This window comes from Paenibacillus tianjinensis, assembly GCF_017086365.1.
In the GTDB taxonomy this organism is placed as follows: Bacteria; Bacillota; Bacilli; order Paenibacillales; family Paenibacillaceae; genus Paenibacillus_AQ; species Paenibacillus_AQ tianjinensis.
Map to the genome: position 1 here is coordinate 1305353 of NZ_CP070969.1, position 12703 is coordinate 1318055.

Below are 12703 nucleotides of genomic sequence, written 5' to 3' on the forward strand. Positions count from 1 at the left end.
ATATCTTTTGTCTTCACTTTACGCTCGCGGGTGTAGTTCAATGGTAGAACTTTAGCCTTCCAAGCTAATAGCGTGGGTTCGATTCCCATCACCCGCTCCAATATTTAACTTCTAAAATCCTTGTTATGCAAGGGTTTTTTTCTACGTTTGCCCGTTTCACTATCAAAATCCTACTACCGTTCTACCGAAGCGGATGCGCTCGTCATGAAACATACGTCCTACGGGTTCGACGTGCTTGCTCTCGTTGGTGAACTCCGATTTAAACACCATTACACTCTTTCTGAACTGCATGAGGAGCTGAATCGCCGGGGAGTCGTGACCTCCGAGAGAAACTGCGAGCGGCTGTATGAGCGATACTTGACGCTACTTCGCGCTTCGGTTACCGACCATCTTCGTGAAATCTTAATTGAAGTGGTTAACGAGCAACGACTTATTAAAACGGCTCAGTCGTGTGGAGTATGAAGATTACTTTAAAGAGCGTAAGGGATGAGAGTCCCGGCTTCACGAAGGCACAAACCGCCTGCGCTTCCGCCGAGACCCTCATCTTTATTTAAGCCGTCTTGTAAAACGTATTTGTTTGCTAATTGGGCAGACGTAGTTTTTTTGTCCTCATATGAATGTTAATTTATAAGAGGGTATTTCCTGTGCGGTCTGTTCCAGTAGAAACAGCTTAACTTCTGGGTTGCATTTGCCGATAATATAAACAAATAAAACTACATGATGAGTGGAGGAAGTCTTTTGTCTTTTTCGATGCGCAGTAAGTTATACTTAAGTTTTTCTTCCATTATTGTTATTTTGCTGGTGACTGTTGCTGTATCTAATTCGATGACACAGCGCATCACCCATTTAACAAACGATATTACGCTTGCCCAGGAACGCTTGGAAAATGCTCAAATGTTAAATTTATTTGCCAGAATGGCCAATGATGATGGAGCGCATTATTTGCTTGCACCCGATCATTTAAAGGATAATTTTATGAGCAGATATAATACAGATGTAGAATCTGTAAAAAAAAAGTTGATGTACTTGAAAACAATTACTGAAAATAAGGAATCCAAAAGCATCCAAAAATTCGAACAGTATTGGGATACTTATCAGAAAAACACTGAAGAAATCATGAGTTTAAGAGAAAGCGGTGACCTAACGAATGCACAAGACCGATTCACAAGACGTTCATTCGATCCTGTCGCCTTCTCGCTTGTATCCTTTGCTAAAGAGGAAGAACTAAGAGTAGAACAATATAAAGACCAGATTGCAGCGGCCGGCCAAACAAACAAATTCGTAAATATCCTCATGGCCGCTATAGCGACTGTGCTTTCGCTTACGATTGCATTTTTAATATCTAACTATTTAATCCGCAGAATAAGATTATTGAAAACTTCGGCGATAACAGTTGCACAAGGAGACTTATCTGTCCCTGAACTGCATTTTAAAGGGAAAGATGAACTCACGGATTTAGCCGTGGCATTTAATACAATGACTCAATCACTTCGTTCATTGATCAGCAGTGCAGGTGATGTGTCCATGCAGGTAGCTGCCTCTTCTGCCCAGTTACAATTCAGTGCGGAGCAGACAAGCAGTGCTACTGCGCATATTGCCGCCATTATGCAGGAGTTTACGACTGGAACGGAAAAACAGGCCAATCATGTCGAGAAAGACATGCAGATTATCAAACAATTATCTACTAACGTTCATCAAATCACAGCAAATAATCAGACGGTACTTAACTCAATAAATACTACTTCAGAGACGGCTATACAAGGAAAGTTGGATCTGGTAAATGCTATTCAACAAGTGCGTGTTATCGAAGAGAGCAACACTAAGCTAGGCAGAATTGTATCCGGCTTTAACAACCAAGCTAATCAAATTGGAGAGGCTATACGACTGATTATGCAGATCACGAAGCAAACGGAGCTGCTTGCTTTGAATGCTAGTATTGAAGCTGCACGTGCAGGTGAGCACGGAAAAGGTTTTGCGGTAGTAGCAGGAGAGGTTCGCAAGCTTTCAGAGCAATCCAAAGAATCAGCTAATCAGATTGCTGCTCTGATTACCGGTATCCAGGAAGAGGCGGGTATAGCAAGAAGTGAAATGAATCATGGAACAATAGAAGTTCAGAAAGGGATCCAACTCATTGAAATTGCCGGCAACTCTTTTGAAGGGATTCTCAACCTGATCGGGAAGGTACAAAAGGATATTGTAGAAGTAACGCGCTCTATGGGATACATCCAGGAAGATACAGAGAACTTGGTTGGAACTATGGAACAAATATCTGAGATTGCCAAAGAAAATGCATCGGGTACACATGGTGTTGCCGCCTCTACCGAGCAGCAGCTTGCATCGATGGAAGAGATTTCTGCATCATCATCAGCTTTAGCCAACCTGGCAGAAGAGTTAAGTGACCTGATTGGTCAATTCAAATTGGCGAAAAAGGAAAATGAACAATGAGAAAAAAATTGAATATGCTTTTAGGCTCAGCATTAATGATGCTTCTACTTTCGGCTTGCGCTAATTCTGCAGCAGATAAAGTTGAGTTGACATTTTGGACGACTACGGATAAAGGGGAACAAACAGACTTTTTACAACAACGGATTGATGCGTATAATGCAGAACATCCCAACGTGAAAGTGACGCTTGCACCGGTGGATTTTAGTACTGCTTCAAACCAGTTTAAATCAGCTTTGCTTAGTGGCGAAAAGGTGGATATCTTTCGCTCAGATAATAGCTGGATACCAGAATTTGCGGACTTAGGGTTACTGTATCCACTGGATGAGCTAGCATCAGACAAAGATAGAGCAAGTTATGTTACCTCTGCTCTGCAATCAAACGAGTATCAAGGGAGCCTTTATGGTTTGCCTTCTGTGTTAGAAGCGCCGGCACTTCTATATAATAAACGGATATTACATGAAGCTGGATATAGTTCACCTCCAGCTACTATGGACGAATTGCTGCAGATCGCCAAGAAAGTTTCATCTAAAGATCGTTATGGAGTCTATTTAAATAATGATGCTTATTATGCATTGCCTTACCTATGGGCTTTTGGCGGAAGCACAATAACAGATGATAAAAAAATCGAACTTACGTCTGCTAATTCAATTAGTGCCTTATCCTTTATGCTTCAATTAAAACAAGAAGGGGCCACTCAGAAGTATCCTGATTTCAGTGATTCTTATAGCAGAATGATGCAGGATTTCTCAGAGGGGAAATCAGCAATGATTATCAATGGACCCTGGGCTGTTCTGGAAATTCTGGAAGGGAGCGAATTCAAGGACGCAGATAATCTTGGTATTGCTCAGATTCCGGCAGGACCAAACGGGCAAGGCTCTCCAATAGGTGGACATAGCTTCGTAGTTTCGAATTACAGTGATTATCCGGAAGAAGCTTACGAAGTCATTAAATATCTAACTAGTGAAGAAATCCAGCTACTCCAGTCGGAAAGACTTAGAACATTGCCTACACAGACCAGTGTCTATCAAAATCAAAAGCTGGCTGATGATCCCATTATCCAGGGATTTAAGGATCAGGTAGATGTAGCAAAAGCAAGGCCTCTAATTCCGGAAGGCTCCCAGATGTTTAACGATTTCACTCCTAATCTCACGGATATTTTACTTGGCAAACAATCTGTTCAGGCTGGCGTTCAAAAGATTGAACAAGCATGGAAACTTATGCTGAATATAGAGTGAATAGAAACACAGAAAAGCTAGGCTCTCGGAATACCCCGGGAGCCTGGCTTTATTACTGCATATATCACGTCACGAATACCTAGCGGTCTCGCTTATACCGTCTTCAGGAATTCAACAATCGTAAGCAAGCCCTTATCAAAGTTCTCCAGGTTGAAGTGCTCATCCGGAGCATGCAGGTTCTCGTCATCAAGACCAAAGCCCATCAGGACAACCGGCGCCTTCAGAATGCGGGAGAAGCTCTCCATAATCGGGATCGATCCTCCGTCTTTGGTGAAGAGCGCGCGGGTGCCGTATACTTTGCCAAAAGCATCTGCAGCCGTCTGCAGAATCGGGTTCGACGGATCAATGTTGAAGGCGCGCGCTTTTTCCATCTGCTTTACCTGTACTTTGGCCCCTGCCTGGATGTTGGCATTCAGATGAGCTTCCACAGCATCCAGAATATGCTGCGGATCCTGGTCGCCGACCAGTCGGCAGGTAATCTTAGCATGGGCTTCCTTAGGAATGACGGTTTTGCTGCCTTCCCCTTGGAAGCCGCCGTAGACACCGTTAAGCTCAAGCGTTGGACGGGCACCGACCCGCTCAACAAAGCTGTAGCCTTCTTCACCGTATAGCTGGTCGAGGCCGAGGGATTCTCTGATCTTCTCTTCATTCACACCTTGCTTAGCGAACTCTTCACGCAGCAGCGGGGAGAGCTCAGGTACGCCCTGGTAGAAGCCTTCAACGGCTACGCGGCCTTTGTCATCATGAAGCGAGCTGAGCAAGGAGACCAGCGCATGCAGTGCATTAGGGACCCCGCCGCCGTAAGAGCCGGAGTGTAAATCTGTAGAAGCCGTATGGACGCTGACTTCAAGGGAGCAGAGGCCACGCAGTCCTGTGCAGATCGCCGGGCGCCCGCGTTCCAGGAGGGCGGTGTCGGAGACAAGTACCGCATCTGCTGCCAGCTTATCCTTGCTTGCTTCCAGGAACGGAGGCAGATTTACGCTGCCGATTTCTTCTTCACCTTCGATGCACAGCTTGATATTGACCGGCAGTGTGCCTTCCTGTTTAAGGATCGCTTCGATGGCTTTGATGTGCATGAACACCTGGCCTTTATCGTCAGTTGCTCCGCGTGCATACAGCTTGCCGTCGCGGATTTCCGGTTCGAACGGAGGCGTTGTCCACAGGTTCAGCGGATCTACCGGCTGCACGTCATAGTGGCCATAGACCAGAATAGTAGGCTTCCCTGGAGCATGCAGGTAATCGGCATAAATTACGGGATGGCCTGCAGTAGGATGGATTTCAATATTCTCGAGGCCCGCGCGTTTCAGGGTGTCAGTCAGCCAATGAGCTGCCGAGTTTACGTCCTCTTTATGCACAGAAAGGGCAGAAATACTGGGAATGGCCAGCCATTCCTTCAGTTCAGCGAGCTGAGCATCGCGCTCAGCCTGGAAATATTGTTCATAAGTCATAGTGAATATGTACCTCCTTGGAGTTTCGCTGCGCAAAACCGTCCAGATAAGCTTAAATCCTGAACCGGACCGTTAATTGACCACCGGCTAGTTTGGCAGTGTAATGCATCCATTATACTGGAGAACTCATTATGGATCAAAACAGATTGTAAATCCGGTTACCAGCCGATCCAGCTTCAGCGTTTATACTAGCGATGTTTATAAAGAGATCAGTACTCTTCCGGTTGTTGATTACGTTCAGTAACCATGCTAGACTTAACTGACCTATGGCGCAAAAAGGCACTATTGATGCTTAGGTTACATGGAGGTAGGTAAGCTGATGGACCGATCATTCATTGCGCAAGGCCGGCTGCAGCCGGTGCTGGAGGATTGCACCATTACCCGGCAGATTCTGGACCGGGTCGGCGATAAGTGGAGTGTGCTGATCATCGTCAATCTCGGTACCGGACCCTTGCGGTTCAAGGAGCTGCAGCGGCGCTCCGTTGGCATCTCACAGCGGATGCTGGCCCAGACCCTCCGTTTTTTGGAGCGGGATGGCATGGTCTGGCGCAAAGCTACACCCACGGTCCCTTTAACGGTTGAATATGGTCTAACTGCGTTGGGGGAATCCCTGCTGCAGCCGCTGACTTCTCTGGTCGGTTGGGTAAACAGGAATCGTGAAGAAGTTACTAGTGCACGTATAAACTATGACAGCAGGCTAGAGGATGCCATAACGGCAGACAGCCTGGAAGAAACAACAGCATCGCCAGCGGCGGGAGCGATAGGAGCGGAATAATAGTGTCAGCGAATTCACAATCAGGTTTGGAGCATGAAATGGAACAAGTTCAGAAGGGGGAGATTCCCGCTTATATTTATACATATGCCTGTTCCGGGGACGAGTTGGATTTATGCGGTATGGAACTGCGCTGTTTGTTTGGCCAAGCAATTCCTCCGGGGATCTTCGCCAGCAGTATTAATGTAGAAGTCAGCCGCAGTCCGTTTATCAAGGAACGGATTGATGTAATGTACGCCGGAGACAGCCTGATGGAAATTTATAAGCAGACAGAGCAGGTAGAGGTGGACGGAAAGACCTTTAAGGTGATTTTTGTGAAGACCAATGATTTGTCCCCGGAGGAAAAAATAGAGTACGATGAACGCAGAGGGATTGAGCGGGAAATCGGCTTGCGCATCGAGGGAGAGGCGGATGTGAACCATCCGGAGCTAGTGTACGGTATCGTAACGCTTGGCGGCCGCTGGTACTTCGGTGTTTACCATAAGAATCAGGCTACCTGGTTCCGGCAGATGAAGAAACCGCGCAGTTACTCCATCGCACTCAGCACAAGGGTGGCCCGGGCGGCGGTCAATATGGCTGTACCGGCTCCGGAGGGTGTCAGAGTCATTGATCCCTGCTGCGGTATCGGAACGGTAATGGTCGAAGCGCTGTCTATGGGAATTGATATTGTCGGGCGTGACATTAATCCCTTCATTGCGGCGGGAGCACGGACGAATATTGCCCATTTCGGCTTTGAAAGTGAGGTCACCCTGGGGGATATCGCCGACATAACGGAGCATTACGATGCAGCGGTTGTGGACATGCCTTATAATTTGTACTCGAGCATCACGCCTGAAGAGCAGTTTGATATCCTGGTTAATGCCCACAGAATTGCTGACAGGGTTGTCATTGTTGCCATTGAAGCGATGGACGAAATGATCGCAGCTGCCGGGTTTGAAATTATAGACCGCTGTGTGGCCAAAAAAGGCCAGTTCTCCCGTCATTTGATGCTTTGCAGATAACTTAACAATCCGCAGAAACATAAAAACTTGAGTGGAGGCGCTGCTGTGATGGAAGCGAAATGGTTGACCTGGGCCAAGGAAATTCAGGCCATTGCCCAGACGGGTCTTACATACGCCAAGGATGTATACGATATTGAGCGGTATCAGGCGCTGCGTGAGCTTAGCGTAGATATTCTGGCGAATTATACGTTTGAGAGCAAGGAGAAGATCCGGCTCGCTTTTGCAGAGGATGAAGGATACTGTACACCAAAGGTGGATATCCGCGGCGTTATTTTTCAGGATGGGAAAATTTTGCTGGTCCGCGAGAAGCTCGACGGTAACTGGGCGCTTCCCGGGGGCTGGGGGGATATCGGGCTGTCTCCGAAAGAGGTGGCGGTCAAGGAAATCGCCGAAGAGTCAGGTTATCAGGCTGAAGCGGTTCGGCTGCTCGCTGTGCTGGACAAAAAGTTCCATAATCACCCGCCGGAGCCGTATCATGTATACAAATTTTTTATTCTGTGCCGGATTACAGGAGGAGAAGCATCGGAAGGTGTGGAAACTAACGGAGTCGGCTTTTTTGGTGAAGATGAACTGCCTGAGCTGTCGCAGGAACGGAATACGGAAAAGCAGATCAAGATGCTGTTCGAATTCCTAAAAAATCCTCAAAAGCCAGTCATTTTGGACTAGGAAAGTGCATATAATGTATGACAAAGTGAAATATAAGTTTTAATTGAGGCAAAAATTGGTTAATAATAAACATGAAAGCCTTTTCAAAAAAATCCGCTGAGCCTTTATATCTAAAAAATTATCCGGAAACACAACTTTTTGGGCCGGGCGGTCTACATTTTTTCCTCTACTGTGACGATAAGATATTTTAGGAGGGGATCGCATGGAACAAGAAGAGTTGAGACTTCCGCTTACACAGGAGAGTGTAACACGTCCTGCCGAAGGCAATATTGCTACCGGACTGGTATGGGGTATTCTGATCAGCATTCCCTTATGGATCTCAGTATTCGGCTGGATCATGGGAATCTGGCGGTAAACAGCACCCGAAGAATTACATCCTACTTGAATTGCAACTATACAATGAAGGCTGCCTCTCCGCCACGGAAGAAGCGGCCTTTTTAATTCTAACTACTTTATGCTCCGTAAAAAAGGCTGTGCCCCTGTTAAGGATGGCACAGCCTTTTTGCTTCTGGTTACGGCATTGGCTTCACATGTACCAGACGGAAGTTCTCACACACTACTTTCATAGTAGGATCGAAAGGCATGCCGTAGCGATTAAATTCTCTTGTAAAATATACCTCGTGCTCATGACGCCACGATTTCAGCGAACGGTCATCTTCGCCCTCGGAATAAGCGAATTCCGCAGTCACTTCATTAAAAGGGACAGTCTCGATATGCGTTGTTTCGATGATTGCCCTGGGCACGCCGTCTCCATCCAGCAGGATAGAATGGCCGCCGATAAAAGGCAGACTCAATCCCTGCTTTTCGAACAGTACCTTATTGGAGGCAGTCCCTGTCTTAATTCCTTGCAGTACCAGCTCCAGGAGCTCGTTTGCCAGCCGGGGGCTGTCACCGAAGGCCCATGCACTGTCGTATTTATCCTTTGCCTCCGGGTGCTCCTCTACATATGCGTTCCAGTAGTCTGCTATAGCTGTGTTTTCTGTCATTCCACTCACCTTCTCCCCTCAAATTAAATCCGCTTCGTTCATCCAGGCTGTATATAGATCATCCAGCTGGGCCTGCGCGGCATCCCGCGAGCGCTGTAGCTCAGCCAGCTTCAATGCATCGCTGGCGATAGAGGGCTCCAGCATCTCGGCATCAATGCGGCTCACCCGTTCTTCGGCTGCCGCGATCTCTTCCTCACAGCGGACCGCAGTAAGCGGTTTGCGGGAGGAAGCGGGAGGAGTGGAGCTGCCGCTTCGTGCGGAATCATTTTTTGGCGGACCGCCGGCTTTTGAACCGGCTGCCTCTGCTTCTGAAGAACGGGCAGCGGCTTTCTCGGCCTGTTTCACTTTGTAATATTCATAATTCCCGGAGAATGCATGGAACCGGCCGTCTTCAATCGACCACAGCTTGCCGAAGCAGCGGTTGATGAAATAGCGGTCATGCGAAACCGCCAGCACGGTGCCGGGGAATTCCTCCAGCGCTTCTTCCAGCGCCTCGCGGGAATCAATATCGAGATGATTGGTCGGCTCATCAAGAATGAGCAGGTTTGGACGGCGGTGCATCAGCACCGCGAACCGCAGCCGCGTCCACTCTCCGCCGGAAAGATTGGTGATGTCCTTAAATACATCACTGCCGTAGAAGAGGAAGCGGGCAAGCTGACCACGGGCTTCGCCTTCCTCCAGTCCCGCCTCTTCACGGAAATAACGCAGTACAGAGAGCTTGCCTTCCTCAGGCACGGCTTCCTGGGCGAGATAGCCTACAGCCGCCCGTGAGCCCAGTGTGCAGCTTCCGCTGTCCGGGGCCTCCTGGCCGAGGATCATCCGCAGCAGGGTACTTTTGCCGGCGCCGTTGCCTCCGATGAGTGCGGTGGTTTCTCCGTATCTCAGGATATCGCTGGCTCCTGTGAAGAGGACGCGGCTGCCATAGCTTTTGCTGATCTGGTCCAGGATAACGACCTGATTGCCGGTTCGGTCATCCTGCTGCAGCTGCAGATCCATCGCTTTGCGCTCCAGGACCGGACGTTTGACCTTGACCATACGGTCCAGCGCCTTTTGCATCGAGGCGGCCCGGCGGTGGAAGGAAGGGTTCGGCGGATTGGAACGGTTGCCCCATTCGATCAGCCGCTTGATGCTTTCCTGCATCTGTTTGATTTTCTTTTGCTGCTCCTGGTAATCGGCGAACTGCTGAAGCAGCCGGGCCTCTTTCTCTATCTGATAACCACTATAATTAGTGTGGTACGTAATGGCTTCACCGTCTTCAATTTCAACCACCTTCCTGACGACGGCATCGAGGAAATAGCGGTCATGGGAAATGGCCAGTACGGTGCCATCGTAGTTCTGGAGGTACTGCTCCAGCCATTCGATAGCCTCCATGTCCAGGTGATTGGTCGGCTCGTCAAGCAGCAGAACGTCGGGTCGGCGCAGCAGCAGCTCAGCCAGACCGACCTTTGTTTTCTCGCCGCCGGAGAGGGAAGCGAATACGCGGTCATATTGGGAGGCAGTGATGCCGAGGCCTTGCGCGACGCGCTGGATGGACGAATCAATCTCGTACCCTCCGGCCGCTTCGAATTTCTCCTGCAGGCTGCCGTATTCTTTGAGCAGCCTATTCCAGGCAGCTTCATCAGTCCCGGTGCCAGGCCCGGACATTTGCTGCTCCAGTTCCCGCAGCCGGCTCTGCCACGCGAGAGGTTCGGCAAAGCTGCGCTGCAGTACGGCATAGACAGTTTCCTGAGCGTCGGCTTCTTGGATCTGTGCGAGCAAGCCGACAATGCTGCCCCGGCGGATGGATATTTGTCCTTGATCCGGACGTTCTTCTCCGCTCAGCAGCCGGAAGAGGGTGGTTTTGCCGCAGCCGTTGCGGCCGATCAGGCCGATCTTTTCGCCCTGACGGATATCGAAGGTGATGTCACTCAGTACGAGCTGGGCACCGTGGTATTTCTGAACATTTTGACATGAGATGATCATGTGTATTCTCCTTTTTAGAATGCCCTGAGCCGCTTAATCAGGATGGAGGCCGAAAAAATGAACATAAAAAAGCCGCGAGGAAATTTCCCCGCGGCCTTGAACAGTTCTCCGGTCTGGTCTATCCGTTGAAGTGTGGCTGGAAAGGCATTTCACAATGGTTTAGTGTTATTAAATTCTTGTAAATGGACAGACTTCTCCCGTTGACGGCATTTACATGAACGATGCCAGACATGATTGTAATCAGCCGGCTATTAACACTATTAGTCACATTGTGATCCATTCCTCCACACCTCCTTCGTAACAAATTTAAAGTTAGTTTAACCAATATCTTCAGAATATGCAAGGGCAAAAGGGATTTTTTACCGCATATAACTCCGGCGGCACAAGTAGGATGTTAGGGAGCGGTGCTGGCCGCCCAAATTTTTGTCACGGGAAAGAGGAGAGACTATGGCGATTTTTAACGGTCTCCTGGGAAATGCAACCCAGGTTGAGCTAGCCGATGTACAGCGGGAGTACGCACGGATTCTGGCCCCTCAGGAGAAGATTGAACGGGCATATAAGCTAATCAGGGATATGTTTATTTTTACGGATAAACGGCTGATTCTCGTCGATAAACAGGGTGTAACCGGCAAGAAGACACAGTACCACTCTATACCCTATAAGAGCATTTCCCATTATTCCGTGGAGACGGCGGGCCACTTTGATCTGGATGCGGAGCTGTGTCTGTATGTATCCGGCAGTGCCCTGCCGCTGAAGAAGACGTTCAATAAATCGGTTAATATTTACGAGGTGCAGGCGGTGCTGTCGCAGTATATTTTGAAATGAACACCAGAGAGTCCGGCCACGGCTAGACCGTATAAGGAAGCAGAAACGCTCCATAGGCAAAAGCGGCAACAATCACAAGTGCAGGATGCAGCTTCAGCCACTTCATGGCGGCAAAAGCTATCACGGCAATGATAAGTGTCTGCCAGAACCCGATGGCTTCTGCCGGACTTTTCGCCATTTGAATCGTAAGCACAGTCATCATAATAGCAATTACCGGCTGCACGAGCAGAGTCATCCCTTTTACGACAGGAGACTGCTTATATTTCTGCATGACCTGGAGGAGGATAATCAGCGCAGCGGCAGAAGGGAGGACGGTAGCGAGCAGCGCAAGAATAACTCCAACCCAGCCATAGACATCATAGCCGACGTAAGCAGCGATTTTAGTGGCAATCGGACCCGGCAAGGCATTGCCAAGCGCCAGCATATTGGAGAATTGCTCGTCGGTGAGCCAGCCGTAATGCGGGACTATTTCTTCATACATCAGCGGAATGGAGGAGGGGCCGCCGCCATAGCCGAGCAGATTAGCCATGAAAAATCCAAAGATCAGTTCCAGCCATTCCATTAGGCGGTCCCTCCCTTCTTATTCTTCCCCGCAAGTATCCGGTAATGAACCGTTCCGTAACTGAGATAGAGCACAATGACGATGGCCGGGTGCAGATGCAACACTTCCAGCAGCACCAGCGCCAGTACGAGAAAAGCACTTCCAATCCACTTTCCAAGCCCTTTGTAAGCTTTTTGTGCGAATTCGTACGCCATCATTCCGAGCATCACCGCGATCACGGGCGAAACGGCGGCGATCATTCCCGCCACGGTTTTGGAGCCGCTTAAATAATTAACGGCAGAGAGCAGCGCGATCATTGCAATACAGCTGGGCAGGATATGCGCCAACACGGAAAGTATGGCCCCGCGGACTCCCTTTAGCTTATAGCCGAGATAGGCCGCCATTTTGGTGGCGATCGGTCCCGGCAAGGCGTTTGCGATAGCCAGCGTCTCGCCGAACTCGTCATCTGTCAGCCAGCCGTACCTGCTTACGGCATCATGCCGGATCAGCGGGATGACAGACGGTCCTCCTCCGTAGCCGAGAATTCCCGTTCTGCACATCGCTACTGCAAGCTGCGCATATTCATTATTGGTTGATTTCACGGGACTCCCCCTAAAAAGTTTAGAAACGTAGTCTGAGTTTGACTCATTCTATAACAACTGGTATGAGGGCAACTACTGCTCATGCCGGATTTGCGTAAATCTTTGTGCATGGCTCACAAAAACAGGCCGGCTGAATTTGAGTTTGCCCTTAACACATTGACAGGGGAATTTGCTGTACGGTTAAATGACACTAACCTTAAGCGTTTCATGAAATGGAGAT

At 48.9% G+C, this 12703-nt stretch carries 13 protein-coding genes and 1 tRNA gene; 8 read left to right on the forward strand and 6 right to left on the reverse strand.

What is annotated here, in order from left to right:
- Positions 1-26: 26 nt before the first annotated feature.
- The 3 genes from JRJ22_RS05785 (at position 27) to JRJ22_RS05795 (ending at position 3680) form a co-directional block, all read left to right on the forward strand.
- Positions 27-100: transfer RNA gene (locus JRJ22_RS05785), tRNA-Gly, on the forward strand.
- A gap of 638 nt (positions 101-738) precedes the next feature.
- Positions 739-2445 (forward strand): methyl-accepting chemotaxis protein, encoded by a 1707-nt coding sequence (locus JRJ22_RS05790; RefSeq protein WP_232381040.1) that lies wholly within the window; start codon positions 739-741, stop codon positions 2443-2445.
- Positions 2442-3680, forward strand: a complete 1239-nt coding sequence (locus JRJ22_RS05795) for an extracellular solute-binding protein (RefSeq protein ID WP_206103623.1) — start codon at positions 2442-2444, stop codon at positions 3678-3680. The genes JRJ22_RS05790 and JRJ22_RS05795 overlap by 4 nt, the downstream gene beginning before the upstream one ends.
- Before the next feature lie 92 nt (positions 3681-3772).
- Here JRJ22_RS05795 and JRJ22_RS05800 read toward each other — a convergent pair whose 3' ends face one another.
- Positions 3773-5128: a dipeptidase gene (locus JRJ22_RS05800; protein WP_206103624.1), complete on the reverse strand. Its 1356-nt coding sequence runs from the start codon at positions 5126-5128 to the stop codon at positions 3773-3775.
- Positions 5129-5429: 301 nt separating this feature from the next.
- On the opposite strand from JRJ22_RS05800, the gene JRJ22_RS05805 reads away from it, so the two are divergent.
- From JRJ22_RS05805 to JRJ22_RS05820, 4 genes are all read left to right on the forward strand, one after another.
- A complete protein-coding gene (locus JRJ22_RS05805) occupies positions 5430-5903 on the forward strand; it encodes a winged helix-turn-helix transcriptional regulator (RefSeq protein ID WP_232381041.1) in 474 nt (157 codons plus the stop codon).
- A gap of 38 nt (positions 5904-5941) precedes the next feature.
- A complete protein-coding gene (locus tag JRJ22_RS05810) occupies positions 5942-6901 on the forward strand; it encodes a TRM11 family SAM-dependent methyltransferase (RefSeq protein WP_206104995.1) in 960 nt (319 codons plus the stop codon).
- 48 nt (positions 6902-6949) lie between these two features.
- Positions 6950-7567 (forward strand): NUDIX hydrolase, encoded by a 618-nt coding sequence (locus tag JRJ22_RS05815; protein ID WP_206103625.1) that lies wholly within the window; start codon positions 6950-6952, stop codon positions 7565-7567.
- A gap of 202 nt (positions 7568-7769) precedes the next feature.
- A complete protein-coding gene (locus tag JRJ22_RS05820; RefSeq protein ID WP_206103626.1) occupies positions 7770-7922 on the forward strand; it encodes a hypothetical protein in 153 nt (50 codons plus the stop codon).
- A gap of 157 nt (positions 7923-8079) precedes the next feature.
- On the opposite strand, the gene JRJ22_RS05825 is transcribed toward JRJ22_RS05820, so the two are convergent.
- The 3 genes from JRJ22_RS05825 to JRJ22_RS29660 form a co-directional block, all read right to left on the reverse strand.
- Positions 8080-8553, reverse strand: a complete 474-nt coding sequence (locus JRJ22_RS05825) for an ASCH domain-containing protein (RefSeq protein WP_206103627.1) — start codon at positions 8551-8553, stop codon at positions 8080-8082.
- Positions 8554-8571: 18 nt separating this feature from the next.
- The gene (gene abc-f, locus JRJ22_RS05830; RefSeq protein WP_206103628.1) at positions 8572-10515 is read right to left on the reverse strand and encodes a ribosomal protection-like ABC-F family protein; all 1944 of its coding nucleotides are present in this window, start codon (positions 10513-10515) and stop codon (positions 8572-8574) included.
- A 118-nt stretch (positions 10516-10633) separates the two neighbouring features.
- Positions 10634-10795 (reverse strand): RAxF-45 family protein, encoded by a 162-nt coding sequence (locus JRJ22_RS29660; protein ID WP_408637868.1) that lies wholly within the window; start codon positions 10793-10795, stop codon positions 10634-10636.
- A 167-nt stretch (positions 10796-10962) separates the two neighbouring features.
- On the opposite strand from JRJ22_RS29660, the gene JRJ22_RS05835 reads away from it, so the two are divergent.
- Positions 10963-11340 carry a PH domain-containing protein gene (locus tag JRJ22_RS05835; protein ID WP_054939376.1) on the forward strand — a complete coding sequence of 126 codons (378 nt, stop codon included), beginning with the start codon at positions 10963-10965 and terminating at the stop codon, positions 11338-11340.
- Positions 11341-11362: 22 nt separating this feature from the next.
- On the opposite strand, the gene JRJ22_RS05840 is transcribed toward JRJ22_RS05835, so the two are convergent.
- Both JRJ22_RS05840 and JRJ22_RS05845 read right to left on the reverse strand, forming a co-directional pair.
- A complete protein-coding gene (locus tag JRJ22_RS05840) occupies positions 11363-11902 on the reverse strand; it encodes a chromate efflux transporter ChrA (protein ID WP_206103629.1) in 540 nt (179 codons plus the stop codon).
- Positions 11902-12483 carry a chromate efflux transporter ChrB gene (locus JRJ22_RS05845; protein WP_332461368.1) on the reverse strand — a complete coding sequence of 194 codons (582 nt, stop codon included), beginning with the start codon at positions 12481-12483 and terminating at the stop codon, positions 11902-11904. Before JRJ22_RS05845 ends, JRJ22_RS05840 begins: the two co-directional genes overlap by 1 nt.
- Positions 12484-12703 lie beyond the last annotated feature (220 nt).

Excerpts from the sequence above, each read along its gene's own strand:
- JRJ22_RS05795 (WP_206103623.1), top strand. The coding sequence starts at position 2,442 with ATGAGAAAAAAATTGAATATGCTTTTAGGCTCAGCATTAATGATGCTT.
- JRJ22_RS05820 (WP_206103626.1), top strand. The coding sequence starts at position 7,770 with ATGGAACAAGAAGAGTTGAGACTTCCGCTTACACAGGAGAGTGTAACA.
- JRJ22_RS29660 (WP_408637868.1), bottom strand. The coding sequence starts at position 10,795 with ATGGATCACAATGTGACTAATAGTGTTAATAGCCGGCTGATTACAATC.
- JRJ22_RS05840 (WP_206103629.1), bottom strand. The coding sequence starts at position 11,902 with ATGGAATGGCTGGAACTGATCTTTGGATTTTTCATGGCTAATCTGCTC.
- abc-f (WP_206103628.1), bottom strand. The coding sequence starts at position 10,515 with ATGATCATCTCATGTCAAAATGTTCAGAAATACCACGGTGCCCAGCTC.
- JRJ22_RS05800 (WP_206103624.1), bottom strand. The coding sequence starts at position 5,128 with ATGACTTATGAACAATATTTCCAGGCTGAGCGCGATGCTCAGCTCGCT.
- JRJ22_RS05805 (WP_232381041.1), top strand. The coding sequence starts at position 5,430 with ATGGAGGTAGGTAAGCTGATGGACCGATCATTCATTGCGCAAGGCCGG.
- JRJ22_RS05815 (WP_206103625.1), top strand. The coding sequence starts at position 6,950 with ATGGAAGCGAAATGGTTGACCTGGGCCAAGGAAATTCAGGCCATTGCC.
- JRJ22_RS05810 (WP_206104995.1), top strand. The coding sequence starts at position 5,942 with ATGGAACAAGTTCAGAAGGGGGAGATTCCCGCTTATATTTATACATAT.
- JRJ22_RS05835 (WP_054939376.1), top strand. The coding sequence starts at position 10,963 with ATGGCGATTTTTAACGGTCTCCTGGGAAATGCAACCCAGGTTGAGCTA.
- JRJ22_RS05825 (WP_206103627.1), bottom strand. The coding sequence starts at position 8,553 with ATGACAGAAAACACAGCTATAGCAGACTACTGGAACGCATATGTAGAG.